The following is a 25,597-nucleotide window of genomic DNA, read 5'->3' on the forward strand; positions in this document are numbered from 1 at the left end:
CGACCAACTAGCGCGTGTCTCCCAATCGCCCGCCGTAGGGAGCAGGTGCTCGGTGCGGTGGGGATTGGGAGACATGTCCTAGACGACTGAGAGCGGAAGCAACTTCTTCCCGGTCGGGCCGATCTGGATCTCCGTGCCCATCTGCGGACACACACCGCAGTCGAAGCACGGGGTCCAGCGGCAGTCCTCGACCTCGATCGCGCCGTCCTCCTCGAGCGAGTCCTGCCAGTCCTCCCACAGCCAGTCCCGGTCCAGACCCGAGTCCAGGTGGTCCCACGGCAGTACTTCGGCGTACTCGCGCTCCCGCGTCGTGTACCAGGCCAGGTCGACCGGCTGGTCGGCGAGTGCGTTCTCGGTGGCGGCGACCCAGCGCTCGTACGAGAAGTGCTCGCTCCACCCGTCGAACCGGCCGCCGTCGCGCCAGACCGCCTCGATCACGCGGCCGACGCGGCGGTCGCCGCGGGACAGCAGGCCCTCGATGATCCCGGGCTTGCCGTCGTGGTACCGAAAACCGATCGCCTTCGCGTACTGCTTCTCCGAACGGATCGCCGCGGCGAGCTTGGACAGCCGCGCGTCGGTCTCCTCCGCGCCGAGCTGCGCGGCCCACTGGAACGGGGTGTGCGGCTTCGGCACGAACCCGCCGATCGACACCGTGCAGCGGATGTCGCGCCGGCCGGACACCTCGCGCCCGGTCGCGATCACCTTCTTCGCCAGGTCCGCGATCGCCAGCACGTCCTCGTCGGTCTCGGTCGGCAGACCACACATGAAGTACAGCTTCACCTGCCGCCAGCCGTGGCTGTACGCCGCGGCGACGGTGCGGATCAGGTCCTCCTCGGTGACCATCTTGTTGATCACCTTGCGCATCCGGTCCGACCCGCCCTCGGGCGCGAAGGTCAGACCGCTGCGCCGGCCGTTGCGGGAGAACTCGTTGGCCAGCGTGATGTTGAAGGCGTCGACCCTTGTCGACGGCAACGACAGCGACACGTTGCTGCCCTCGTACCGGTCCCCCAGGCCCTTCGCGACGTCCGCGATCTCGCTGTGGTCGGCACTCGACAGGCTGAGCAGGCCGACCTCCTCGAACCCGGACTGCTGCAGGCCGTTCTCGACCATGTCACCGATCGTGGTGATGCTGCGCTCGCGGACCGGCCGGGTGATCATGCCTGCCTGGCAGAACCGGCAGCCACGGGTACAGCCGCGGAAGATCTCCACGGAGTACCGCTCGTGCACGGTCTCGGCGAGCGGCACCAGCGGCTTCTTCGGGTACGGCCACGCGTCCAGGTCCATCACCGTGTGCTTCGCGGTCCGGAACGGCACGCCCTGCCGATTCGGCGTGACGCGCTGGATCCGGCCGTCGGCGAGGTAATCGACGGTGAAGAACTTCGGGATGTAGACGCCGCCGGACTTCGCCAGCCGCAGCAGCACCTCGTCGCGACCGCCCGGGCGGCCCTCGTCCTTCCACTCCCGGATCACCTCGGAGATCGCCAGCACGATCTCCTCGCCGTCACCCAGCACCGCGGCGTCGATGAAGTCCGCGATCGGCTCCGGGTTGAACGCGGCGTGACCGCCGGCGAGCACGATCGGGTCCTCGTCGGTCCGGTCGACCGCGTGCAGCGGGATCCCAGCCAGATCGAGTGCGGTCAGCATGTTCGTGTAGCCGAGCTCGGTCGAGAACGACAGTCCGAAGACGTCGAAGGCCCGGACCGGCCGGTGGCTGTCCAGGGTGAACTGCGGGATCTGGTGCTCCCGCATCACCTTCTCCATGTCCGGCCAGACGGAGTACGTCCGCTCGGCCAGGATGTGGTCGCGCTCGTTCAGCACCTCGTAGAGGATCTGGACGCCCTGGTTCGGCAGGCCGACCTCGTAGGCGTCGGGGTACATCAGCGCCCAGCGAACGCTGGCCGCGTCCCACTCCTTGCTGACCGAGTTCAGCTCACCTCCGACGTACTGGATCGGCTTCTGCACACTCGGCAGCAACGCCTCCAGGCGCGGGAACAGCGATTCGACAGTCATAGCCACTTCCAGTCAGCGATCAGAGCGCCTACCAGATTAACGCTGCTGCCCCGCTACGCCGGAATCGAACGTCGTACGGAGGACGTACCGGTAGTCGTCGACACACTCGGTGACGGCCTTTGCGAACTGCTCTTCGGTGGTGATCCCAGCGTCGTACAGCTCCACTTCCTGCTCCAAGCGCGCCCCGAGCCTCGTTGTCACGACCCGTGGCCGGAGTGCGTCCGCCCGGGCGCGGACCTGTTGCCGGCGTTTGTCGCCGTCGCGTTGCTCTCGCAGCGGCGTCAGACGGGCCTCGACCACCTTTCGTACCCCGAGCGCGAACGAGGCGACGACTACGGCGACGTACCCCGGCGGTAGGAAGGGGACGAGGTCGAACCCGGCGTCGAGGAGGAACGCGAGCGGTCCGCTCAGCAGGACGACGGCCAGATCCACCGGCGACGACACCCGGTCCAGCAGCTTTCCCAGGTCGTCGATCACGGCGTTCCCAGCCTTCGAGCGAGACGGTCACGGAACGCCCGGCGCACCGGCTCCGGGGCGTGGTCGGCCAATCGGGCGACGGCCATCAATTCACCCCAGAGCAGTGTCGGGCGACGAGCGTCCAGCAGCGTCGTCAGAGCCTGCCGGCGCTGTTCAGGTTCGACGGTCAGGTAACGCACGAGGTCGGTGAGCGCACGGTCGATCTCTGCGGCCGGGACTTGCCCGCTGACGGCGAGCAAGTCGTCGAGCCCGCTCTCGAGCTGCGCGGCCGTCGCGAACCATGGCCGAGAGCCGCGGCCCTCGCTCGCAGGTTCTCGCCCCTGCCAGGCAAGCTGCGGCCAGGCGACGTCCGGCCCGGGCGCAACCTCGCGACTACCCCGGAGCGTCCGCCTGTTCTGAACGGCAACCGCGACCACCGCACTGCCGAAGAAGAGCATCACGAGCGCGCCGGCGGCAACGAAGAAGGTCACGACGGGGTCGAGGCCGGACTGCGTGCCGTCGGCGAGGAAGAACGCCAAGAGCCCGACGACCATGGCAAGACCGATCAGATTGCCCCGCGCGCGACGCGAGGTCCCGGGGTCGGCCGGGCTCGCGAAGCTTTCTGCCATCACCTGCGCCCGCGGCGCATCCATCGGCGGTGGTTGCCACCCCGGCTCGTACGGTGAGTGCCATCCCCCTTGCGTCGGTCCCTGGTCGATGGGGTCGTACGGCTGTTGTCCCGATTCGTCAGGCCCGCTCACGGATGCTCCTTTCGGGGTCGGACCATTCTCCCCGTTCCGGGGGCGATCAGGCGAGGTGAGCCAGGAGGAGCGGGTTGATGACGTCCGGGTGTGAATAGGTGACCAGGTGGGCGGCGTGTTCGATGACCTCGAGGTGGGCGCCGGGGATCTGGGACGCGAGCGGTACGACGGTCTCGGGCGGCACCGAGGCGTCGGACTCGGCGGTGATGAGGAGGACCGGGGCGGTGATGTCCTTGAGGTCCGGGAGCAGATTGGTGGTGCTGAGCGCCTCGCAGCAGGCGGCGTAGCCCTCGGCGGGGCAGTCGAGGAGCATCTGCTTGACCGGGCCGGTTTCGGTGAACTCCGGGAGGAACCAGCGACCGAGGGTCGCGTCGGCGATCGCCTGGGTGCCCTCGGCACGGACCTGGGCGGCGCGATCGGTCCACGTCTGCGCGGTCGCGGCCGGGTTCGACGGCGGGCAGATCGCGACCAGGCGGTGGATCCGCTGCGGTGCGTGCTGCGCCAGCCAGAGCCCCACCGAGCCGCCGAGCGAGATCCCGACGTACGACGCCTGCTCGATCATCAGCGTGTTCAGGAGCTCGACGACGTCCTGGCCGAGGTCCTCGATCGTGTACGGGCCCTCGGGGACTTCCGACGCCCCGTGGCCGCGATGATCGAACGCGATCACCCGGAAGCGCTTCGCGAGGACGTCGACCTGCGGCGCCCACATGGTGTGATCGGCTCCCAACGACGACCCGAGCAGCACCACAGGTGCGTCCCCAGGCCCGGTCTCCACGTAGTTGAGTCGCATGGTCCCCACCCTACGAAGTCAGCGGCATGATCGTCGTCCGCCGGTGGTGTTCGAAGACGACCGAGCTGCGGATGTCGGCGATCTCCTGGCGTTTGGCGAGCGCGAGGACCAGATCCCGCAACGCCTGGGTGTCCTTCACCGCCACGTGGGCCAGGAAGTCCGAGCCACCCGACACCATGAACATGTCCAGCGTCTGTGGCAGGTCCATCACGTACGCCTGGAACGCGGTCGCGACCGCCATCGCCTGGGGTCTGAGCTTGATCGAGATGATCGCCTGCGTGGACCGGTCGATCGCCTGCAGGTCGACCGCCGCGTGGTATCCGCTGATCACCCCGCGGTCGCGCAACCCGCGGATCCGCTCCAGGCAGGTGGACGGCGCGATCCCGAGCTCGGCCGCCATCTCCCGGTTTGTCCGGCGCGCGTCGTTCTGCAGCATCCGCAGCAGCGCCGTATCAAGTTCATCCATGCCGGCCAGTTTTCCAGATCGGCCGAACGATGTTCGGAGTCGGCGCCAATCTGCCGGTCATCGGGCTAGCTTGACCCTCGTGCTGACGAACAAGATGGTCGTGATCATCGCGACCGAAGCTCCCATCGGCGTCGCCCTCAACACTGCCGCCCTGCTCGGCGTCGGCCTCGGCCACCACCACGACGGTACCGTCGGTCCGGACACCACCGACGCCGCCGGTACACCCCACACCGGCATGTGCGCCCACCCGATCCCGATCCTCCGCGCCTCCGCCGAGCAACTCCAGTCGCTCCGCGCGCAGGCTGCGACCCGGCCCGAGATCACCGTCCACGACATGCATCAGGTCGCCCAGCAGGCCCGCACCTACGAGCAGATGTCCACCACGCTGAGCGGCACCAAACCCGAGGACATCCAGTACCTCGGCCTGGCCCTGTACGGACCCCGCTCCACCGTCGACTCGCTCACCGGATCCCTACCGCTCTATCGCTGAGAGCTTGTCCGGGTTGGCCGGCACGCGGACGGCGCTGATCAGGGCGTCGTCCCTGTCCAGCGTCAGCACGTGACGTCCCGCGGACCCCGACAGCCGCGTCAACAGCAGGTCACAGCGTGACAACCGCCGGTGTGACCCCGGTCATGCGGGCTTGAGGACCTGCTTCGCTCTGGTGACGGCTGCTTCGGTGGCGGGCTCTAGTTCGGTGCCTTGGCCGGCGAGGACGCCGACGGACAGGATGACGTCGTCGAGGCCGGTGACCAGGCCGGTGTACTCGAGGCCGCGCTTCGGTCCGCTGGTGCCGGTGAGGCGGAAGGCGAAGGGCTTGTCGCCGTACGCCGGTGCGGTGATCTTCTCGACCTTCATCGAGGTGGTGCCCGAGCCCTCGGTCTTCAGGGAGACCTTGGTGCACGAGTCGACGGCCTCGGCGTACGAGTCACGCAGGTCGGTGACCTCGTCAGAAGTACCCATGGAGTCGAGACCGTAGTCGATGTACGGACCCTCCTGGCCGCCGGTGAACGTGCGGGTCACACTGGCCTTCGACCCCGGCGCCTTGGTGGCGTTCAGGTATTTGACCAGGGTCTTGCAGCGGCTGCTCGGCGACGAGAACGGCTTCGCGGTGTCGTCGGGATCGTCCTTGTCCAGCGAGAAGCCGCTCGGCAGGTCACCGAGCTCGAGCAGCGCCTTGGTCAGCTCGGCGGTCGTCCGGGTGACAGGCACGCCGGACGACGAGGTGGCCGAGCTGGGCGTCGCGCTCGGCGCCGGCGTACTGGGAGGCGCCGCCGCCTCCTTCTTGTCGCCCCCACCGCAGGCGGCGAGAGACAAGGTCAGGGCGGCAACGAGCGAGAACGACACGAACCTGGTCATGGGCCTCTCGAAAGCTCTGGGCGGGCGGCCGAGCAGGCAGCAGCGTACCTGACGGGTCAGCTCGCACCGGGGAGGCCCGGGTCAGTACCGGTGTGAGCGAAGGTGGATGTTCTGGAGCAGGCCGATCGCGAGCAGACAGGCGAACATCGACGAACCGCCGTACGAGACGAACGGGAGCGGCAGGCCGGTGACCGGCATGATGCCCAGTGTCATCCCGATGTTCTCGAACGCCTGGAACGCGAACCAGCAGACGATCCCGGTCGCGGTCAGCCGGCCGAACGCGTCGCGCGCGTTGACGGCGATCCGCAACCCACGGAACAGGATGATCGCGAACAGCACGATGATCGCGCCGGCGCCGATCAGCCCGAGCTCCTCCCCCGCGACCGTGAACACGAAGTCGGTGTGCTGCTCGGGGACGAACGCGTTCTGGGTCTGGCCGCCGTGGAACAGCCCCTGCCCGAAGACCCCGCCGTTGCCGATCGCGATCCGCGCCTGGTTCACGTTGTACCCGATGCCCTGCGGGTCCGACGACGGGTTCGCGAACGCGATGAAACGGGAGATCTGGTACTGCTTCAGGATGTGCAGCTTGATCGCGATCGCCGCGATCAGCACCCCGGCCGTGAGCAGCCCGAGCATCCAGCGTTTCGGTACGCCGGACACCGCGATGATCCCGAACACGATCGAGCCCAGCACCATCACCGTGCCGAGGTCGGGCTGCAGCATCACCAGGACCACCGGGACGGCGGCGACCGCGACGGCCTGGGCGACGTCGACGGTCCGGGCGTTCTCGTTGCGGTCGGTCTCGCTCTTCTCCGCGATCAGCAGCGCCATCCCGACGATCACCGCGAGCTTAGCGAACTCACTCGGCTGGATCGACATGAACGGCAGCTGGATCCACGACCGGGACCCGTTGATCGTCGAGCCGACACCGGGGACCAGGACCAGGATCAGTCCGACGATCGAGGCGGCGTACAGCACCGGGGCGAGGATCCGGACCCGGCGGTGGTCGGTGACCGCGGCGCCGATCGCCAGCACCAGGCCGATCGCGAAGTTCAGCGCGTGCCGGATCAGGAACGCGTGCGGGTTGCCCTCGGTCAGCGACGTGCGGTTGTGGGTCGCGGACCAGATCAGCAGCGCGCCGAGGAACGACAGCGCGACCACGCCGAAGACCAGGACCCAGTCGACCTGCCACACGGTCGACCGGCGGTCCATCCGCGGCCGCGTCCGGATCGGAGTCAGCAACGCCATGGCGCGCTCCTCGTGAAGGCCCTCATTGCTTCGGCTTCTCCTGCCCGGGCGGCGGCGCGGGCTTGATGTTGTACAGCGTCTCGTAGATCTTCCGGACCGCGTCACCGCCGGCACCCGAACCCGTACCGGCCTGGCTGATCATCATCACCACGGCGTACCGATCGGTGTAGGACGCGAGCCACGACGTGGTCTGCTTGCCGTAGACCTCCGCGGTACCGGTCTTGGCGCGGACCGGGATCTTGTCCAGCGGGAAGCCCTGGAACTTCCACGCCGCCGTACCGGTCAGGGTGGTCTGTTTGAGCGCGTTGTCGATGTAGCGCAGGTTGGCTGCCGGGACCGGGAGCTTCGCCTTCACGGTCGGCTTGATCTCGTGCGGCTTGCCGTTCGCGCCGACCCAGGACTGGATCACCCGCGGCTCGAACAGCGTGCCGCCGTTCGACAGGGCCGAGTAGACGGTTGCCAACTGCAACGGGGTGATGATCGTGTCGCCCTGGCCGATCGCGAAGTTGACTGCGTCACCCGCACGGTACTTGTACCCGTCGACGCAGAACTCGCGCGAGAACTGCTTGAGGAACGCCGACGTCCCGGCCGGTGGGTTGTCCGCGATCTTGCAGTAGTAGTTCTTCTGCGAGTCGTAGTACGTCTTCTTCCACTTGCGGTCGGCGATCCGGCCGCTCACCTCGCCGGGCAGGTCGACGCCGGTCGGCGTCCCGAGGCCGAACTTCTGCGCCATTTCGACGAGCGGGTCGCGGGTGGTGACGTCGCTGGAATTGCCGCCTTCCTTCAGCCAGAGCGCGTACGCGATCCGGTAGAAGAACGTGTCGCAGGACAGCGCCAGCGCCTGGTCGAAGCCGATCATCCCGTACGACGCGGACTCGTAGTTCTTGAACCTGCGGTTGCCGACCTCGAAGTACGACGAGCAGTCCAGGCGGGTCTTCGGGCTGTACCCGGCGCCCAGCGCGGCAGCCGTCGTGATCGGCTTGAACGTCGACCCCGGCGCCAGCTGCGCCTGCAGCGCGCGGGAGACCAGCGGCGTGCCGGACTTGGCCGAGTACAGCGCGTCCAGCTCGCGCTGGCTGATGCCGCCGACCCACACCCCCGGGTCGTACGTCGGGTAGCTGGCCATCGCGACGACGCGGCCGGTCTTGGTGTCCATCACGACCGCGGCGCCCGAGTCGGCGACGTACTTCTTGTGGGTGACCGGGTCGGTCTGCTTCCGCGCGGTCATGATCGCGTTCTTCAGCTGGGCCTCGACCGAGGCCTGGATCCGGGAGTCGATCGAGCTGACCAGCGTCGCACCTGGGACCGGCGCGGTCTGCTTCTTGACGCCGGTGGTGTACCCGACCGCGTCGACGATCACGTCCTTCTCACCGGGCGTGCCGCGCAGGAGCTTGTCGTACGAGCGCTCGACGCCGGCCCGGCCGACGAGGTCCGAACGGTGCGGGACCGAGTCCTGCCCGGCCTTGTCCATGTCCTCGAGCTCTTCGGTGGTGATCGGCGAGAGGTACCCGAGGATGTGCGCGGCGTTCACCTTGTACGGCGCCGGGTACGCGCGCAGCGTCTGCGAGTCGGCGGTGACGCCCGGGAAGTCCTCACGGCGCTCCATCACCTCGATCGCGACCTGCTCGCTGACATCCTTCGCCACCGGGATCGGCTGGTACGGCGTCCCGTTCCAGCAGGCGGGTGGTTTGGACGCGCCGGGCTCACCGCACAGCATCGTGCGTGCCTTGAGATCGGCCGGCTTCTGTTTGAGCACCTTCGCGAGGCGGCCGAGGACGACGTTCTGCTGACTGTCCGGCAGTTTCGCGAGCACGGAGCGGTCGACGGTGATCATCAGCGAGACCCGGTTACCGACCAGGGTCCGGCCCTGGGAGTCGACGATCGTGCCGCGCGGGGCTGGGATCAGGACCTGGCGGATGTGCTGCGCGGTCGCCGCCTGCGTGTAGTCGGCGCTCGACATCACCTGCATGTACCAGAGCCGGCCGAACAGCGTGCACAGCAAGGAGAAAACCAGCACGCCGATCACGAACAACCGCAACCGCGCCTTCAGCGGGGCTTCGAATCCGTCCCAGCTCATGAAAGTGACCGGAGGAGGTGAGGGGTCATGGCAGCACCCGGCGCCGCTCGCGGGCGGGTTGGACGCGGCCCATGATCCACATGACCAGTGGGATGACGACGATCGCGCCGACCACGTCGTACCCGGCGGCGATGCCGAGGCGGACGCCGAACTCGCCCCAGTCGACCGACGGGTCGTGCAGCAGCGAACCGGTGGCGCTGTAGAGGAAGAACGAGATCGCCGTCCCGAGCACGACCGTCAGCGCCACGCCGAGCGGTCCGACCGGGCCGCTGGAGGTCTCGCGCCGGATCAGACCGGCGACGTACCCCGCGACGGCCAGGGACAGCGCCCACCGGCCGGCCGTGTGATCGGCCGGCGGTACGACGTCGAGCAGCAGGCCGCCCGCGAACCCGGCGATCGCACCCCACTCCGGCCCGCGGGAGAGCGCCAGCGCGATCACCACGATCAGCGTCAGGTCACACGTCACGCCGGCCACCGCGATGTTGCTCAGCACGGACGTCTGCACGGTCACGGCGACCAGCAGGAACAGGGTCGCCAACCCGATGCGCAGTGCTATCACGTCAGTTCCCCTTCCCGGTGATCTGTGCGCGCGGCGGACGGGCCGGTGGCCCGGTCACCACGCCGACGGTGTCGATCCGGGTCGGATCGACGTACGGCTTGATGGTCGCGGTGGATCCGAGGGCCCCTTCGTTGGCCGTCACCGAGGTGACGACGCCGATCGGGACACCCGGCACGTACGGCGCGTTGCCGCTGGAGCCCCAGGTGACGATCCGGTCGCCGACCTTGGGCCGCGCCTTCGGGTCGACCAGCTTGTAGTCGAGCGTCCCGGCCACGTCGCCGCGCCCGGAGACGAAGCCGAGCGCCATCGTGGCGTTCAGCCGGCCGCCGACGGTCGAGTTGCGGTCGCCGATCAGCAGCACGGTCGCGGTCGCCTGGGTGGTGCGCACCACCCGGCCGACCAGACCGGTGCCGTTCAGCACGGTCATGTCGGTGCGCACGCCGTCCGCCGTCCCGGCGTCGATCGTGACCGTGTGGCTGAACGACTGCGCGCTGCCGATCCCGATCACCCGGGCCGGCGTCATCGTGTACGCCGGCGCGACCTTGAGCAGCCTGTCCAGCTCCTGCGCCCGGCTGCGGGCGTAGTCGGAGGTGTTCAGCTCCTCGGTCAGGGCCTCGTTGTCCTTCTTCAGTTTTTCGTTCTCGGCCTTCAACCTATCCATTTCCGCGAACCGGTCGCGGAGGTTGTCCACAGGCTGCCGGGCCGAGGTCGCGGTCGACTCCAGCGGGCCGAACACCCCGGCCGCCGCCTCCCGCAGCGGCTCGACCGGCGAACCCGCCGACCGCCGCGCGTCGAGCACGATCAGCGTGAACGACGCCAGGATCACCAGCGCCAGCACGGCGCGGCGGCGCCGGACGCCGCGCGGCATGCCGGCCGAGCGGAGCGGCGTACCCGCGGAACGGATCGCACTCCGGGCCGGGGTACCGAGGTCTTTGAGCATCGGTGGACCTCAGCGCCGGTTGTCGGTGACCAGGATGCGGTTGAGGGTCTCGATGTTGTCGACGCACTTGCCGGCGCCGAGCACGACCGCGTCCAGCGGGTTCTCGGCGACGTGGATCGGGATGCCGGTCTCGTGCCGGAGCCGCTCGTCCATGCCCTTCAGCAGCGCGCCGCCACCGGTCAGCACGATGCCCCGGTCGACGATGTCGCCGGCCAGCTCCGGTGGGGTCTTGTCCAGCGTCGCCTTGACCGCGTCGACGATCGCGGTGATCGGCTCCTCGATCGCCTGGCGCATATCGGCCGAGGACACCTTCACGGTGCGCGGCAGGCCGGAGACCATGTCCCGGCCGCGGATCTCGCTGTCCGGGCCGTCGGTGGTCGGGAACGCCGATCCGATGGTCATCTTGATCTGCTCCGAGGTGGCCTCGCCGAGCAGCAGCGAGAACTCCTTCTTGCAGTAGTTCACGATCGCCTTGTCGATGGCGTCACCGGCCACCCGGATCGACTGGCTGGTGACGATGCCGCCGAACGAGATGACCGCGACCTCCGTCGTACCACCGCCGATGTCGACGACCATGTTGCCGGTCGCGTCGCGGACCTCGAGGTTCGAGCCGAGCGCGGCGGCCATCGGCTCCTCGATGATGTAGACCTTGCGGGCGCCGGCCATGTACCCGGCGTCGCGGACCGCGCGCTGCTCCACCGCGGTGATCCCGGAGGGTACGCAGACCACGATCCGGGGCTTCGCGAAGTAGCGCCGGCGGTGCACGCGCTGGATGAAGTACCGCAGCATCTGCTCGGCGGCGTCGAAGTCGGCGATCACGCCGTCCTTGAGCGGCCGGATCGCGGTGATGTTGCCGGGTGTCCGGCCGATCATCTTCTTCGCCTCGTGACCGAACGCGACCGCCTCCTGCGGCTCGTCGGTCCGGGTCGCCACCACCGACGGCTCGTTCAGCACGACGCCACGACCTCGCACGTACACCAGGGTGTTCGCCGTCCCGAGATCGACCGCCATGTCGCGGCCGAGCATGCTGTTCGCCACCGCGGCACCTCCCACTCGGTCCCCGACCAGGCTAAGCGCCGCCCGCGCACAGCCCGTGGACCGACACGTCCCGTCCGCCCAGGACAGATCGTATCGGCCCACTCACCTGCAGTCGGCATCGGGCAGTCGCCCGCTGCGCGGTCTAGGCCGGTCGTACCGCCAGGTTAGCGATCCCCCGCCCGGTCAGCACCCCCGCAGCGGTGCACGAAGGGTGAACTACCGGGTGGCGGCGCGTTCCAGCTCGTCGACGGTGCCGGCCATGATCGTCGGCAGATGTTCGGTGATCCGTTCGAGAGGCCAGTCCCACCAGGCGATGGCGAGGAGCCGGTCGACGTCCTCGTCGCCGTAGCGGCGCCGGATCAGCTTCGCCGGGTTGCCGCCGACGATGCCGTAGTCGGGGACATCGCCGACCACGACCGAGCCGGAGGCCACGACGGCTCCATGGCCGATCCGTACGCCGGGCATCACGAGACTCTGATAGCCGATCCAGACGTCGTTCCCGACCACGGTGTCGCCGCGGCCGGGCAGGCCGGTGATCAGGTCGAAGTGCTCGGACCAGGAGCCACCCATGATCGGGAACGGGAAGGTCGACGGGCCGTCCATCCGGTGGTTGGCGCCGTTCATGACGAACCGGACGCCCTCACCGAGTGCGCAGAACTTCCCGATGACCAGCTTCTCCGGCCCGTAGTGGTACAGCACGTTGCGGGTCTCGAACGCGGTCGGGTCGTCCGGGTCGTCGTAGTACGAGAACTCCCCGGCCTCGATCAGCGGTGAGGTGACCAGCGGCTTGAGCAGTACGACCCTGGACTGGCCCGGCATCGGGTGCAGCGCTGCCGGGTCCGGGAGCACGGACGGGTTCACGGCAGGTCGGGGAACCAGATCTTGATCTCGCGGGCGGCGGACTCCTCGGAGTCGGAGCCGTGCACGAGGTTCTCGCGGTTGGACAGCGACAGGTCGCCGCGGATGGTGCCGGGGGCGGCCTTGCGGCCGTCGGTGGCGCCGTTCAGTGCGCGGATGACCTCGATCGCCTCGTCACCCTCGAGGACCATCGCGACCAGCGGACCGCTGGTGACGAAGTCCCGCAGCGGCGGGTAGAAGGCCTTCTCGACGTGCTCGGCGTAGTGCTGGTCGGCCATCTCACCGTCGATCGTGCGCAGGTCCATGGCGACGATCGTGAGGCCCTTGGCCTCGAACCGGCCCAGTACCTCGCCGACCAGGCCGCGGCGGACCGTGTCGGGCTTCAGCAGGACCAGGGTTCGCTGCGACATCTGTCAACTCTCTCTCGAAGTGTTCGGGGCGGCTGAGCCTAACTGCTCGTGGGCCTTCTTGGCCTCCTCGATCCGGCGGCCCAGCACGATCGCGGCGATCCAGAAGCCCGCGAACGCCGCGCCGAGCAGGAACATCACCGGTACGACGAAGCCCAGTCCGACCGCGCCGACCTGGACGACCGAACCGAGCACGTACCCGGCCCGGAACCGCAGCAGACCGGCCGCGACCAGCGCCAGCACGAAGAGCCCGAGACAGACCGGCACCGCCACCGCCGGGCGGACGTCGGCAACCGAGATCATCACCGGCGTGACGAGTGCGAGGACGACGGACTCGAACGCCAGCACGATCGACGCGAGCGACCTCACAGCTTCTCGTCCTTCAGCTGCCCGTCCTTCGGTTTCCGGACCAGCAGCGCCCGCGCCTCCCCGGCGGTGATCACCGAACCGGTGATGAGTACGCCGCCGGTGCCCAGCGCGACCGCGTTCTCCTCGGCGAGCCGGATCGCGTCGTCGATGGCGTCGATCAGGTGCGGCCGGACCAGCACCCGCTCCTCGCCGAACACCTCGGCGGCCAGCTCACCGAGCTCCTCGGCCGGCATCGAGCGCTCGACGAAACTGTTCCGGGTGCAGACGACCGTCTCCATGATCGGCTCGTACGCCTCGAGCAGGCCGTACACGTCCTTGTCCTTCATGCAGCCGAGGACGCCGATCAGCGGCTCGAACTGGAACGCCTCGGAGACGGTGGCCGCGGTGGCCTCGGCACCGTGCGGGTTGTGCGCGGCGTCGACGACGATCGTCGGGCTGTTCCGGACGACCTCCATCCGGCCCGGGCTGGTGACCTGCTCGAACCCGGCCTGCAGCAGTTCGGTGGTGACCCGGCCCTCGGTCTCCGGGCTGGCGCCGAGCAGCGCCTCCACGGCGGCGACCGCGGTCGCGGCGTTGTGCGCCTGGTACTCGCCGTACAGCGGGACGAACAGGTCGTCGTACTCGCCGCCGAGGCCCTTGAGCGAGATCACCTGGCCACCGACCGCGAGCGTGCGGCTGACGACGCCGAACTCGATCCCCTCACGGGCGACCTGCGAGCCGACCTCGGCGGCCCGCCGGAGCAGCACCTCGAAGACCTCGAGGCTCTGCTGCGATATCACCGCCGTACCGCCCGGCTTGATGATGCCGGACTTCTCACCGGCGATGGTGACCGGATCGCCGCCCAGCAGGTGCGCGTGGTCGACCGCGACCGGGGTGATCACCGAGACCGTGCCGTCGGCGACGTTGGTGGCGTCCCAGGTCCCGCCCAGGCCGACCTCGATCACGGCGACGTCGACCGGGGCGTCGGCGAACACCGCGAACGCCATCGCGGTGATCGCCTCGAAGAACGTCAGCGGGTGCTCCTGCTCGGCGTCCACGACCGCGAGGTACGGCTCGATCTCCTCGTACGCCTCGACGAAGCGCTGCTCGCTGATCGGCTCGCCGTCCAGCGTGATCCGCTCCCGGACCGACTCCAGGTGTGGGCTGGTGAACCGGCCGGTCCGCAACCCGGCCTCACGCAGCAGGGTGTCGATCATCCGCGCGGTGGACGTCTTGCCGTTGGTGCCGGTCAGGTGCACCACCGGGTACGCCTTCTGCGGGTCGCCGAGCAGCTCGACGAGCCGCTGCACGCGCTCCAGGGTGGGCTCGATCTTGTGCTCCGGCCAGCGTTGCTGAAGCCGTGCCGATACCTCGGCGTAAGAGAGGTCGCTCATCAGAAGGCCCAGTCTAGGAGGGGCTGTGGATAAAGCGGTCGGAGCACCCCTTGACAACCACTAACATTGTGCGCATGAGCCAGACGTCCAGCGTTCCAGACAAGCCCACACTCGACGGACTCGAGGAGAAGTGGGCTGCGGTATGGAAGGAGCAGCAGACCTACGCCTTCGACCGCACCGCCGAGCGTGCCGATGTGTTCTCCATCGACACGCCTCCGCCGACGGTCTCGGGGTCGCTGCACGTCGGCCACATCTTCAGCTACACCCACACCGACCTGGTCGCCCGCTTCCAGCGGATGCGCGGCAAGCAGGTGTTCTACCCGATCGGCTGGGACGACAACGGCCTGCCCACCGAGCGCCGCGTGCAGAACTACTACGGCGTCAAGTGCGACCCGTCGCTGCCCTACGACCCGGAGTTCACCCCGCCGGAGAAGCCGGACCCGAAGAAGCAGGTCCCGATCTCCCGGCAGAACTTCGTCGACCTGTGCGGCGAGCTGACGCACATCGACGAGCAGGCGTTCGAGGCGATGTGGCGCCGGGTCGGCCTGAGCGTCGACTGGGAGCACCTCTACACCACGATCTCCGAGGACTCCCGGCGTACGTCGCAGCGCGCCTTCCTGCGCAACTTCGCCCGCGGCGAGGCGTACCTGTCCGAGGCGCCGACGATGTGGGACGTCACGTTCCAGACCGCGGTCGCCCAGGCCGAGCTCGAGCCGCGGCCGTATCCGGGCGCGTACCACCGGGTCGCGTTCCACGGCGCGGACGGGCCGGTCTACATCGAGACCACCCGCCCGGAGCTGATCCCGGCCTGCGTCGCGCTGATCGCCCACCCGGACGACGACCGCTACAAGCCCCTGTTCGGTACGACGGTGACGTCGCCGCTGTTCGGTGTCGAGGTCCCCGTCCTCGCGCACCCGGCCGCCGAGATGGACAAGGGTGCCGGTATCGCGATGTGCTGCACCTTCGGCGACCAGACCGACATCCAGTGGTGGCGCGAGCTGCAACTCCCGGTCCGCACGGTCATCGGCCGCGACGGCCGGCTGCTCCGCGAGACCCCGGCCTGGCTCGAGGGCTCGGAGCTGTACGGCGAGCTCGCGGGCAAGACCGTCTTCAGTGCGCGCGAACTGATCGTCCAGAAGCTCCGCGAGAGCGGCGACCTGGACGGTGAGCCGAAGAAGACCGAGCGGATGGCGAACTTCTACGAGAAGGGCGACAAGCCGCTCGAGATCGTCTCCACCCGGCAGTGGTACATCACCAACGGCGGCCGCGACGCCGCGCTCAAGCAGGAGTTCATCGAGCGCGGCAACGAGCTGGCCTGGGTCCCGGAACACATGCGGCACCGCTACCTGAACTGGGTCGAGGGGCTGAACGGTGACTGGCTGATCTCCCGCCAGCGCTTCTTCGGCGTCCCGTTCCCGGTCTGGTACCCGATCGACGCCGAGGGCGAGGTCGACTACGACCACCCGCTGATGCCGTCCGAGGCCGAGCTCCCGATCGACCCGACCTCCCAGGCTCCCCGTGGGTACGACGAGGCGCAGCGCGGCAAGCCCGGTGGTTTCGAGGCCGACCCCGACGTGATGGACACCTGGGCCACGTCCTCGCTGACACCCCACATCGCGTGCGGCTGGGAGCGCGACGACGACCTGTTCCGCCGTACCTTCCCGATGGACCTGAACACGCACGCGCACGAGATCATCCGCACCTGGCTGTTCTCCCGCGTCGTCCGCGCGCACTTCGAGAACGGCACGCTCCCGTGGGCGCGGTCGATGATCTCCGGTTTCGTCGTCGACCCGGACCGCAAGAAGATGTCGAAGTCCAAGGGCAACGCGATCGTCCCGTCGGAGATCCTGGAGAAGTTCGGCTCGGACGCGGTTCGCTGGCGTGCGGCGATGGCCCGCCCGGGCCTGGACTCGCCGTTCGACGAGTCGCAGATGAAGGTCGGCCGCCGGCTGGCGATCAAGGTCCTGAACGCGTCGAAGTTCGTCCTCGGCTTCGGCGCCACCACGGTCGACCCGGCGGCGGTCACCGAGCCGGTCGACCTGGCGATGCTGCAGCGGCTGCGGTCCGTCGTCGCGGATTCCACCGCGGCCTTCGAGCGGTACGACTACACCGGCGCACTGGAGACCAGCGAGCGGTTCTTCTGGACCTTCTGCGACGACTACGTCGAGCTCGTCAAGGAGCGCGCGTACGGCGGTCAGGGTGACGCCGCCGCGGCCTCGGCGAAGGCCGCGCTGGCGGTCGCACTGTCGGTCCAGCTGCGGCTGCTCGCGCCGTACCTGCCGTTCGCGACCGAAGAGGTCTGGTCGTGGTGGCAGGAGGGTTCGATCCACCGCGCCAGCTGGCCGGTTCCGGACGTCGATCTGTCGATCGCGGACCAGGAGCCCGCGGTGCTGGACGCGGTCGCGGAGGTTCTCGCGGGGATCCGTGGCGCGAAGTCCGAGGCGCAGGTCTCGATGAAGACCGAGGTCTCCAAGGTCGAGGTCACCGGGCCGGCTGCCCGGCTGGCGCTGGCCGAGCGCGCCGAGCCCGACCTGCGGGCAGCCGGCCGGATCACCGGCGAAATCGTCTGGAACGCCGACGACTCCGACACGGTGAAGGTCGTCGCGACCCTCTGAGAGCAGGTGCCCGGGTGCCCGCGTCCCCCTGGGGAGGCGGGCACCTGTGCGTGTCAGCGACCGGCTACCCTGCGAAGCCGGTTGTCCCGATGCAGCCGGTTGTCCTGATGAAGCTGTCCTGATGTGGAAGCATCGGGAGTGAACCCCCGCGACCGTACGTCCCGAGGAGCGATCCGATGAGCGACCCCACCACCCCGGCGGATCCGAAGGATCAGGGCGCCCCGGCGACCGACGCCGGCGCGGACACCGCCGAGCTGGCCGCTGTCCCGGCGGGGGCGGCGAAGGCAGCCGCGGATCCGGGCAGCACCGCGGACACCACCACGGCCACGCAGACCGATCCGAAGGCCGATCCGAAGGCCGATCCGAAGACCGATGCGAAGGCCGGTCTGAAGACCGACGTGCAGACCGCGGGCGAGAAGCCGAAGAAGAAGCGGCTGCGGCTGAGTGGCGCCTGGCTGACGGTCGGTGGGGCGGTCGTCATCCTGATCGTGCTGGCGCTGCTCGGATACGTCTGGGGTCTCGGGCCGCTGAACCGCCTGAACACCAGCCGTGGCATCAACCCGCCGGCCAAGCTCGCCGGCCTGGACCGGATCACCGACAAGGAGATCCGCGACCAGCTGCAGCTCGACCAGACGCGCGAGGCGCTGAGCCGGATCAACGACGGCAAGCAGGCGACGGTCGAGGCGTACGGCACGGTCGACGGCGACCGGATGTACGTGATCATCGCGCTGCGCGGCAAGGTCGACATCGACAAGACCGTCGCGGACTCCGGCGCGACCCCGGACAAGATCAAGAAGGTCGGCAGCTCCACCTGCGTGGAGTCGACCGGCAACCTGCCGACCCAGTGCTACCGCGGCAGCAACACCCTCACCGTCATCGCCCAATCCGCCAACGAGGGCGTCAACGTCGACCAGGTCGAACCCGTAGCCGAAGAGGCCTTCAAGGCCATGCGCTAGCGGCTCATTCGACTAAGACAACCAAATTTGGTCTCGCGGGCGGCAGGCTGGGGAGGATTACTGGCCGATTTGGGTGCAAGATCCTCCCCGAAGCTGGACCACCTGCCTGGGCATCACAGCTAGGCGAGCAGGCCGGCGATCAGGATCATTACCGGGATGGACAGGAGCGTGCTCAGGAGTACGGCGCTTCTCGCGAGGGTGCGGCTGGCGCGGTAGTGAACGGCGTACACGTAGACGTTCTGGGCGGTGGGTAGCGCGGCGAGGAGCGTGGGCGCCAGCAGGGCGGTGCCGTGCAAGTCGAGGGCCCAGCGCGCGATCCCGTACGCCGCCAGCGGCTGCACGAACGTCTTCAGGCCGACCGCGAGTACGACGTCCCGCCGCAAGGTGACCGAGTTCTTGGTGCCCCTGCTCAGGCTCAACCCGTACGCGACCAGCGCGACCGGTACCGCGGCGGCCGCGACCAGGTCGATCGGGCGCATCACGATCTCCGGCAGCCGTACTCCGAGCAGCGACATGAGCAACCCGAGCAACGACGCCACCGTGAGCGGGTTGCGCAGCGGCCGCGTCACGATGGTCCGCAGCGACACCCGCCGCCCGGACCCCTGCCGATCCCCGTCCAGTACGGCGAACGCCACCGGCGCCATCACGAGCACCTGGAACAACACGATCGGCGCCACCAGCGCCCCGTCTCCGAGGACGTACGCCGCCACCGGTACGCCGAGGTTTCCCGCGTTCACGTACGACGACGCGAGCACCCCGATCGTCGCCTCGGACCGGGTCCGCCGCCAGATCACCGCCGCGATCACCAGGAAGATCACCTGGACCACGAACAGACTCACCAGGTTGGTGATCAGCACGACCGAGAAGATCGACCGCAGGTCGGCGCGCGCCACCGTCGTGAACAGCAGCGCCGGAGTCGCCACGAAGAACGCCAGCCGGGACAGGACCAGCTCGTCCTCCGAGCGCAGCACCCCGAAGGCGCCGACGACGTACCCGAGCACGGCCACTGCGACCAGCGCTCCGAAGGCACCGACGACGGCGGACATGTCAGGCACTCAAGGGATTGGGCACGTTCGCGATCGTAAGGGAAAGCGCTGTCCAGAGCCCCGGGTGGCTCACTCGCTGGACGGTGATGTGCGGCACCTCGTCAGGATGCCCTCGACCGCGCGCTGGAACAGCTCCAGATCCGCCGCCGGCATCGGCGCGGTCAGCTCCCCCAACGCCGCACCCAGATCGGCATGGAAGGCGGTCGCCGCTTGTCGTCCCGCGTCCGTCAGCGTCACCCGCACCGCCCGCCGATCCCCCGGTACGGCGGAACGCGCAGCGAGCCCGCTTCTCGATGCGATCCATCAGCCCGGCGAGCGCCGCCTTCTCGACCCCGAACAGCTGGGCAAGCTCCCGCCGGATCCGGCGCGGGACCGCCAAGAAGATGATGGGCTTCGACGCCCTGGTGCTTCGGACGATCGGGCGCAAGTCCGGCGCCGAGCGGTTCACGCCGGACGGCTGGTTCCCGGGCGCCGACGGCAGCCGGCTGATCGTCGCGTCCGCGGCCGGCGCGCCGGGCAACCCGGCCTGGTACTACAACCTCGCAGCCAACCCCGGCAAGGTGAAGATCGACATCGAAGGCCAGACCCCTGGACGTTCGGGGCGAACAGTTGCACGGTGCCGAGCGGGACGAGGCCTGGCAGCAGATCGTGGCCGCGTCACCCCGGTTCGGCGAATACCAGGAGAAGACCGACCGCGAACTTCCGGTGATCAAGCTCGTACCGCGACCCTGAACCGTCACCTGGAAGATGCTGCCGGGTCAGGCGCTGGAGTGGAAACATTCCACCGCGAACTCCGACGATGGTCCACATGACTACTTCCGCTCGAGTGTTCAAGACCGCGTTGGCCGCGGGCGCGGCGTTCGGAGTCCTCGCCACCGGCATCTCAACCGCCGATGCGACGTCCGGCGGGGACCAGACTGCTGTGGCGGTGCAGGGGCTGCCGATCGGGGACGCCGGTCTGGTGGAGACCCGCACCGACCGGGCGGTGGCGCGCGGCGTCACGCTGACCCGGATCGTCCGCGGTACCGATCCCGCACCGGCCGACCAGATCAACACCACGACGCGCGGCCCGTGGGTCGTGAACGTGCTGACGATCGACCCGCGACGCGCCGAGGGCCACCTGCGCACCACCTACGGTCCGGACCTCGCGGGCGTGGAGAAGACCTCGGACCTGGTGAAGTCGTCAGGTGCCCTGGCCGGGGTGAATGCCTCGTTCTTCACGTTCACCGCGAACCCGACGTACCCGGGTGATCCGGTCGGGGTCGGGATCTCCGACGGCAAGCTGCTCAGCGAGCCGCTCACCGACCCGACCGAGGCCAACCTGGTGATCGATGCCAAAAGCAACAAGGTGGTGACCGGTCACCTGCGCTGGACCGGCAGCGTCCACAACCGGTTCACCACCGCGGATCTCCCGCTGGAATTCATCAACCACCCGCCGGTCGTGCCGACCGCCTGCGCCACCCTGCCCGACCAGACCGCGTGCACGGTGCCCGGTGACGTCGTCCGGTTCACGCCGGAGTTCGCCGCCGGGACGCCATCCGGCGCCGGTGTCGAGGTCGTGCTCGACCGCCGCGGCTGCGTCGTCCGTACGGCGACAACTCGCGGCACCACCCTCACCGCCGGCCAGACCTCACTGCAGGCCACCGGCCAGGACACCGTCGCGCTGCTGAAGGTCGCCGCCAAGGGCTGCCTGCGCACGGACCTCGCGGTGTCGGACGAGAACGGCCGCAAGGTCCCGCTGCGCCACGGCCTGTACGGCGTGACCGGTCGCTACCAGCTGACCAAGAACGGCGAGATCGTCGTGCCGGGCGGCACCGGCAGCTTCTTCGACCGCAACCCGCGGACGATCGCCGGGACGACGCGGGACGGGAAGATCGTGCTGGCCACGATCGACGGCCGGCAGACCACCAGCGTCGGCACCACGATGGCCGAGACGGCCGCGGTCGCCAAGGCCCTCGGCCTGACCGACGCGATCAACCTGGACGGCGGCGGGTCGACCGCGATGGCGCTGCAGGACGGCACCGTCGTCAACCACCCGAGCAACACCGGCGGCGCCGAGCGCGCGGTCGGCGACGCGGTCGTCTTCGTCCCGAACCGCTGAGCGGCTCGCGCAGTACCGTGAAGGCGTGCGTCTGCTCCTTGTGACGACCGCCGTCCTGCTGACGGCCGGCTGTGGTGGCGGGTCGAAAGAACCCGCCACCACGGCCCCGTCCGGCATCAGCGTCACGAGCACGGCCTTCCGCGACGGCGCGTCGATCCCCGCGAAGTACACCTGCGACGGGGCCGGTACGTCGCCCCCGCTCGCGTGGACCGGCGTACCGGCGGAGGCGAAGTCGCTGGCGATCGTGGTCGACGATCCCGACGCCCCGAAGGGCACGTTCACCCATTGGGTCCTGCTGAACATCGACCCGAAGGTCACGTCGCTCACCGTAGGCACCCCGCCGTCAGGCGCCCTCCAGGCGAAGAACTCACACGGCACACCGGCGTACTTCGCCCCGTGCCCGCCCAAAGGCACTCACCACTACCGCTTCACGGTCTATGCGTTGTCCAAGACAACGGACCTGCCCAACGGCGCCGACCTGGACAAGGCTCTCGCAGCCATCGACAGTGCGGCTGTCGCCCGCGGTCGGCTCACCGCGGTCTACGCGCGTCAGTAGCCGTAGCCGCCACCTCCGCCCGAGGACTGGGAGGGCGACGTCGTCGGTGCGGCCGCTGAGGTCGTGGCAGCGTGCCAGGTGAAGTTGGTCCCGGAGAAGGCGTCGGAGACGTTGTTGCCCTTGGCCTGGCCGGCCCCGGTGTCGAATTTGAAGGTGTACAGCGGCTTGCCCTGGTAGGTGAGCTGGTCCGCGCCGGTGTCGGAGCGTTTCAGCGTGCCCAGGCCGGAGACCGCCTTGGTGTCGGCGGTGGTCCCGGTGGCGGGCACCCAGATGCTCACGCAGCCTCCGGTGCACTTGATCATTCCGCCGGCTTCCTGGTCGGCGAAGTACAAGGTCTTCCCGGAGGCGTCGACCAGGGTCTGGCCGACGCCGCTGACGTCGTGGACCGCGATCGCGGCACCGGCCGGGGCGCCACCGCCGGTGACCGGCGTGGAACCGCCGCCGCAGGCGGCCAGTGTACCGACCGCGGCTACGGTTGCTCCGAGCAACAAGATTGTGGTTTTCATCGGAATCTCCTCTCCCCCGCAGATACGCGCGATCCGGGCCGGCGGTTCAGGAAGTTTCGGATTGAACCGTCTGCGGCCGTCGTACGTACTCCTGAGGTCTACGCGCTGCACGCCCTGCGCGCGGCGCTGGAGAGGGGTGACCGGCTCATGACGTGCCCTGAGACGCTGTCGACCGGCGCCTACGTGCACGCTGACAGCCCGTCGAGGATCAGCCCGAGCATCCTGGGCGAACGGTCCGCACCGGCACGCCAAAGGGCTCCGGTGAGCTGCAGGAAGTCCCCCGGGTCCGCATCCGCCCTGATACTCCCGTCTTTCTTCCCGGCGTCGAGAAGCTCCGTGATCGCAGCTATCACCGGCCCGTACGTCTGCTCGGTGATCGCTTGCTGCGCATTCGGACCGAGCGCAGCACCCAGGCCGTGCTTGCGGCGCATCGCGTCGACGAGATCGGTCGTCCAGCTGCGCAGCGCCTCCACTGGCGTCAGCTCGGACAGCAACTCCGGAACGGTGCCGACGAACCGCTCGACCTCCTCCTGATAGATCGCGAGCACCAGCGCCTCGCGGGTCGGGAAGTTGCGGTACAGCGTGCCCGCGCCGACGCGCGCCCGCTGCGCGATCTGGTTCATCGACGTGGACCCGTCGGCCGCGAACGCCTCGCGCGCGGCCGCGAGGATGCGCTCCCGGTTCTCCCGGGCATCTGAACGAACCACCACACCTCGCTTGCTAAGTGGAGACCTCTCCACTACCTTATCTGGAGACCTCTCCAGATAATTTACCCCAGGGATGGCACTCGCATGGACAAGGTGTTGGTGACCGGAGGATCCGGGTTCATCGGAAGTTGGTGCGTGCTGACCCTGCTGCAGGCCGGGTACGCCGTCCGCACGACGGTTCGCGACCTGCGCAAGGAGCCCACGCTCCGCGCCCAGCTGCACGGCGCCGCCGAATTCGAAGACGCGGACTTCGAAGACGCGCGACTGACCGTCGTCCGCGCCGAACTGCAAAGCGACGACGGATGGGCGGACGCGGTCGCCGGATGTACGTACGTACTGCACGTCGCCTCGCCGACGCTGCGGAACGCACCCGAGAGCGAGGAGGCGATGATCGCCGCCGCGCGGGACGGCGTACTGCGGATTCTGCGGGCCGCCCGCGACGCCTCGGTACGCCGGGTCGTGCTGACCAGTGCGTTCGGTGCGATCGGGTACGGGCATCCGCGACGGTCGGCGCCGTACACGGAGCAGGACTGGACGAACGTGGACGCGGACATCGCGCCGTACCAGAAGTCGAAGACGCTGGCTGAACGCGCCGCCTGGCAGTTCATTCGAGACGAAGGCGACGGGCTCGAGTTCGCCGCCGTACATCCTGTCGCTGTGCTCGGTCCGGTGCTCGGACCGGATGATCCGCCGTCGTTGCGGACGATTCGCGGCATGCTAGAGGGCTCCGTTCCGGCCTGCCCGCCGTTCGGCACCAGCTGGGTCGACGTCCGCGACGTCGCCGACCTGCACCTCCGCGCGATGACCGACCCGGCGGCGGCCGGTGAACGGTGGCTCGCGTCGGCCGGCCGCAGCCTGCGGATGGTCGAGGTCGCCCGCATCCTGCGGGAGCGGCTCGGGGACCGGGCCGCCAAGGCACCGACCCGCGAGCTGCCCGTGGTCCTCGCGCGCGTCCTCGGCATCGTCAACCCGCAATTGCGTGCGCTGCGGCCGCAGCTCGGGCAGGACTTCGACGCGACCAGCGCGAAGGCCGAGCGGATCCTCGGCTGGAAGCCCCGCCCGGTCGGCGACACCATCGCCGAGACCGCCGAGAGCCTGCTCGCGCACGGCGCGCTGTCCGTGTAGCAGGACAGCGCGCCGCTCCAGATCACCAACTGTTGTTGGAGATTCCCGTGCCGAGCATGACCTGGTCGTAGGTGTTGCCGTCGTTGTCGTCGGTGTAGGCGACTGCTACCTCGGCGTACGGCGAGACTGCGACGGCCATCTGCTCCTGGCGGCCTGTGGTGACCGAGCTGAGCTGCTGGGATGACAGGCGGCCCGTGTCGGTACCGTCCGTGCCGAAGCCGCGGACCCAGACGTCGGGGTCGGTGCCCTGGACTGTCCACCCGACAACGGACTGTGCGTCGTTGTCGATGCCGATCGACGGCCAAGTGCCGCCGTTCGCGACCAGCGTGTCGGCGTACCGCGCAGTGCCGGTCGACGTGAAGCTACGGGTCCAGGCGCCCGCCGTACCGGTGTGGTCGGACTCCCAGGCCACTGCGAAGTCACCGTTGAAGTTGGCGGCCACCGACGCGTGCTGCTGTTGACCGTCGGCCGTTGCGTTCGCGGACCGACGGGACAGCGTTGCCGAACCGTTGGAACGAGCCAGCCGGACCAGACCGACCTGGTAGAACCCGTTGCCGTCGCTGTCGTCGTCCCACACGACAACCGCATCACCCGAGGCCGATACGCCTACGTCCGGGTTGTGGTTCTGCCCGGTCGTCGCGGACGCGGTCACCTCCCAGGCGCGTGTGGTCGGGCCAGTGAAGCCGGCTGCCTTGACCGTCGGCGCCGCACCGGTCTGGATGTCTTCCCAGACTGCGGTGAAGGCGACAGCAGCACCCGAGGGCGCACCATCCGGGTCCACAGCGACTCGAGGGTTGATCTGCTGGCCGGTGGAGCTGCTGTTGGCGTTTCCGGACGCGGTGACGGTGCCCGCGGTGTTCACGACGCGGTACGGGATGTTGTAGTACCCGTTGCCGTCCGGGTCGTCCTGCCAGACCACGACCGCGTTGCCGTTGTCGTCGAGCCCGACGTCCGGATGCAGGTGCCGCCAGTTGGTCACTCCGCTGGAGCCACCAGCAGACAGCTTCTTCTCGTAGACCGCAGTCCCGTTGCGGAACAGCCGAAGGTAGATCTCGCTGTGCACGTTGTCGGTCGCGTTGTCGGTGTCGCGGTCGTCCTCCCAGACAACGGCGACGTACCCGTTCTTGTTGATCGCCACCGACGGTACGTCCTGGTCGCCGGTGGAGACGCTGTTGGCCGCGACCCAGGTGGGCGCGGCGATGTGCGCATCGGCCGTGGTGGCCGTGCAGGTCAGCGCAATCGCTGCCATGGCGGTGATAGCGAGCGTCTTCTTCAT

General features: G+C 68.9%; 27 protein-coding genes and 1 pseudogene. 8 read left to right on the plus strand and 20 right to left on the minus strand.

From position 1 onward, the window contains the following. Nucleotides 1–78 precede the first annotated feature (78 nt). The 5 genes from ACFYRH_RS39835 to ACFYRH_RS39855 all read right to left on the minus strand — a co-directional run bounded on the left by ACFYRH_RS39835 (nt 79) and on the right by ACFYRH_RS39855 (nt 4,483). Nucleotides 79–2,010 (minus strand): TIGR03960 family B12-binding radical SAM protein, encoded by a 1,932-nt coding sequence (locus ACFYRH_RS39835; RefSeq protein ID WP_387785928.1) that lies wholly within the window; start codon nt 2,008–2,010, stop codon nt 79–81. Between the two features lie 36 nt (nt 2,011–2,046). Then, the gene (locus tag ACFYRH_RS39840; protein ID WP_387785930.1) at nt 2,047–2,487 is read right to left on the minus strand and encodes a hypothetical protein; all 441 of its coding nucleotides are present in this window, start codon (nt 2,485–2,487) and stop codon (nt 2,047–2,049) included. After that, nucleotides 2,484–3,119, minus strand: coding sequence for a hypothetical protein (locus ACFYRH_RS39845; protein ID WP_387785932.1), 636 nt, complete (start codon nt 3,117–3,119; stop codon nt 2,484–2,486). The genes ACFYRH_RS39840 and ACFYRH_RS39845 overlap by 4 nt, the downstream gene beginning before the upstream one ends. A gap of 154 nt (nt 3,120–3,273) precedes the next feature. After that, a complete protein-coding gene (locus tag ACFYRH_RS39850) occupies nt 3,274–4,017 on the minus strand; it encodes an alpha/beta fold hydrolase (RefSeq protein WP_387785934.1) in 744 nt (247 codons plus the stop codon). A 10-nt stretch (nt 4,018–4,027) separates the two neighbouring features. Then, nucleotides 4,028–4,483, minus strand: a complete 456-nt coding sequence (locus ACFYRH_RS39855) for an Lrp/AsnC family transcriptional regulator (protein WP_387785935.1) — start codon at nt 4,481–4,483, stop codon at nt 4,028–4,030. A 79-nt stretch (nt 4,484–4,562) separates the two neighbouring features. Between ACFYRH_RS39855 and ACFYRH_RS39860 the strand changes: the two genes are divergently transcribed. Next, complete coding sequence (locus ACFYRH_RS39860) at nt 4,563–4,973, plus strand: DUF2000 domain-containing protein (protein WP_387785937.1); 411 nt, start codon at nt 4,563–4,565, stop codon at nt 4,971–4,973. A 141-nt stretch (nt 4,974–5,114) separates the two neighbouring features. On the opposite strand, the gene ACFYRH_RS39865 is transcribed toward ACFYRH_RS39860, so the two are convergent. The 10 genes from ACFYRH_RS39865 to ACFYRH_RS39910 form a co-directional block, all read right to left on the minus strand. Beyond that, a complete protein-coding gene (locus ACFYRH_RS39865; protein WP_387785940.1) occupies nt 5,115–5,840 on the minus strand; it encodes a hypothetical protein in 726 nt (241 codons plus the stop codon). 81 nt (nt 5,841–5,921) lie between these two features. After that, complete coding sequence (gene rodA, locus ACFYRH_RS39870) at nt 5,922–7,088, minus strand: rod shape-determining protein RodA (protein ID WP_387785943.1); 1,167 nt, start codon at nt 7,086–7,088, stop codon at nt 5,922–5,924. 22 nt (nt 7,089–7,110) lie between these two features. Then, a complete protein-coding gene (mrdA, locus tag ACFYRH_RS39875) occupies nt 7,111–9,165 on the minus strand; it encodes a penicillin-binding protein 2 (protein ID WP_387785946.1) in 2,055 nt (684 codons plus the stop codon). 25 nt (nt 9,166–9,190) lie between these two features. After that, nucleotides 9,191–9,724, minus strand: coding sequence for a rod shape-determining protein MreD (gene mreD, locus ACFYRH_RS39880; protein WP_387785948.1), 534 nt, complete (start codon nt 9,722–9,724; stop codon nt 9,191–9,193). Between the two features lies 1 nt (nt 9,725). Continuing rightward, nucleotides 9,726–10,664 carry a rod shape-determining protein MreC gene (mreC, locus tag ACFYRH_RS39885; protein WP_387785950.1) on the minus strand — a complete coding sequence of 313 codons (939 nt, stop codon included), beginning with the start codon at nt 10,662–10,664 and terminating at the stop codon, nt 9,726–9,728. A gap of 9 nt (nt 10,665–10,673) precedes the next feature. Further along, entirely contained in the window at nt 10,674–11,690 is a 1,017-nt protein-coding gene (locus ACFYRH_RS39890; RefSeq protein WP_167219028.1) for a rod shape-determining protein, read from the minus strand. 228 nt (nt 11,691–11,918) lie between these two features. Beyond that, a complete protein-coding gene (locus tag ACFYRH_RS39895; protein ID WP_387786090.1) occupies nt 11,919–12,521 on the minus strand; it encodes a CatB-related O-acetyltransferase in 603 nt (200 codons plus the stop codon). A 38-nt stretch (nt 12,522–12,559) separates the two neighbouring features. Next, nucleotides 12,560–12,970: a nucleoside-diphosphate kinase gene (gene ndk, locus ACFYRH_RS39900; protein ID WP_387785952.1), complete on the minus strand. Its 411-nt coding sequence runs from the start codon at nt 12,968–12,970 to the stop codon at nt 12,560–12,562. Nucleotides 12,971–12,973: 3 nt separating this feature from the next. Then, complete coding sequence (locus tag ACFYRH_RS39905) at nt 12,974–13,336, minus strand: DUF4233 domain-containing protein (RefSeq protein WP_387785955.1); 363 nt, start codon at nt 13,334–13,336, stop codon at nt 12,974–12,976. Next, nucleotides 13,333–14,709 (minus strand): bifunctional folylpolyglutamate synthase/dihydrofolate synthase, encoded by a 1,377-nt coding sequence (locus tag ACFYRH_RS39910; protein WP_387785956.1) that lies wholly within the window; start codon nt 14,707–14,709, stop codon nt 13,333–13,335. The genes ACFYRH_RS39905 and ACFYRH_RS39910 overlap by 4 nt, the downstream gene beginning before the upstream one ends. A gap of 74 nt (nt 14,710–14,783) precedes the next feature. On the opposite strand from ACFYRH_RS39910, the gene valS reads away from it, so the two are divergent. Together valS and ACFYRH_RS39920 are read left to right on the plus strand one after the other, a co-directional pair. Further along, the gene (gene valS / locus ACFYRH_RS39915; RefSeq protein WP_387785959.1) at nt 14,784–17,324 is read left to right on the plus strand and encodes a valine--tRNA ligase; all 2,541 of its coding nucleotides are present in this window, start codon (nt 14,784–14,786) and stop codon (nt 17,322–17,324) included. Between the two features lie 176 nt (nt 17,325–17,500). After that, nucleotides 17,501–18,280: a hypothetical protein gene (locus tag ACFYRH_RS39920; RefSeq protein WP_387785961.1), complete on the plus strand. Its 780-nt coding sequence runs from the start codon at nt 17,501–17,503 to the stop codon at nt 18,278–18,280. Between the two features lie 119 nt (nt 18,281–18,399). On the opposite strand, the gene ACFYRH_RS39925 is transcribed toward ACFYRH_RS39920, so the two are convergent. Further along, entirely contained in the window at nt 18,400–19,326 is a 927-nt protein-coding gene (locus ACFYRH_RS39925; RefSeq protein ID WP_387785964.1) for an AEC family transporter, read from the minus strand. A gap of 69 nt (nt 19,327–19,395) precedes the next feature. Beyond that, nucleotides 19,396–19,569: a hypothetical protein gene (locus ACFYRH_RS39930; RefSeq protein WP_387785966.1), complete on the minus strand. Its 174-nt coding sequence runs from the start codon at nt 19,567–19,569 to the stop codon at nt 19,396–19,398. A gap of 143 nt (nt 19,570–19,712) precedes the next feature. On the opposite strand from ACFYRH_RS39930, the pseudogene ACFYRH_RS39935 reads away from it, so the two are divergent. The 4 genes and pseudogenes from ACFYRH_RS39935 to ACFYRH_RS39950 form a co-directional block, all read left to right on the plus strand. Continuing rightward, nucleotides 19,713–19,841: pseudogene (locus ACFYRH_RS39935) on the plus strand (nitroreductase/quinone reductase family protein); the annotation flags it as partial. Between the two features lie 94 nt (nt 19,842–19,935). Continuing rightward, nucleotides 19,936–20,058 carry a nitroreductase/quinone reductase family protein gene (locus ACFYRH_RS39940; RefSeq protein WP_387785968.1) on the plus strand — a complete coding sequence of 41 codons (123 nt, stop codon included), beginning with the start codon at nt 19,936–19,938 and terminating at the stop codon, nt 20,056–20,058. Nucleotides 20,059–20,134: 76 nt separating this feature from the next. Beyond that, the gene (locus ACFYRH_RS39945; protein ID WP_387785971.1) at nt 20,135–21,427 is read left to right on the plus strand and encodes a phosphodiester glycosidase family protein; all 1,293 of its coding nucleotides are present in this window, start codon (nt 20,135–20,137) and stop codon (nt 21,425–21,427) included. 25 nt (nt 21,428–21,452) lie between these two features. After that, nucleotides 21,453–21,983 (plus strand): YbhB/YbcL family Raf kinase inhibitor-like protein, encoded by a 531-nt coding sequence (locus ACFYRH_RS39950; RefSeq protein WP_387785973.1) that lies wholly within the window; start codon nt 21,453–21,455, stop codon nt 21,981–21,983. Here ACFYRH_RS39950 and ACFYRH_RS39955 read toward each other — a convergent pair. Both ACFYRH_RS39955 and ACFYRH_RS39960 read right to left on the minus strand, forming a co-directional pair. Continuing rightward, on the minus strand, nt 21,977–22,489 hold the full coding sequence (locus ACFYRH_RS39955) for a hypothetical protein (protein ID WP_387785976.1): 513 nt from the start codon (nt 22,487–22,489) through the stop codon (nt 21,977–21,979). The genes ACFYRH_RS39950 and ACFYRH_RS39955 overlap by 7 nt on opposite strands. A gap of 179 nt (nt 22,490–22,668) precedes the next feature. Continuing rightward, a complete protein-coding gene (locus ACFYRH_RS39960; protein ID WP_387785978.1) occupies nt 22,669–23,196 on the minus strand; it encodes a TetR/AcrR family transcriptional regulator in 528 nt (175 codons plus the stop codon). A gap of 84 nt (nt 23,197–23,280) precedes the next feature. On the opposite strand from ACFYRH_RS39960, the gene ACFYRH_RS39965 reads away from it, so the two are divergent. Beyond that, nucleotides 23,281–24,321 carry an SDR family oxidoreductase gene (locus tag ACFYRH_RS39965; protein WP_387785979.1) on the plus strand — a complete coding sequence of 347 codons (1,041 nt, stop codon included), beginning with the start codon at nt 23,281–23,283 and terminating at the stop codon, nt 24,319–24,321. 22 nt (nt 24,322–24,343) lie between these two features. Here ACFYRH_RS39965 and ACFYRH_RS39970 read toward each other — a convergent pair whose 3' ends face one another. After that, entirely contained in the window at nt 24,344–25,597 is a 1,254-nt protein-coding gene (locus tag ACFYRH_RS39970; RefSeq protein ID WP_387785981.1) for a hypothetical protein, read from the minus strand.

Origin of the sequence: Kribbella sp. NPDC004875, assembly GCF_042873375.1 — a bacterium.
Lineage (GTDB): Bacteria > Actinomycetota > Actinomycetes > Propionibacteriales > Kribbellaceae > Kribbella.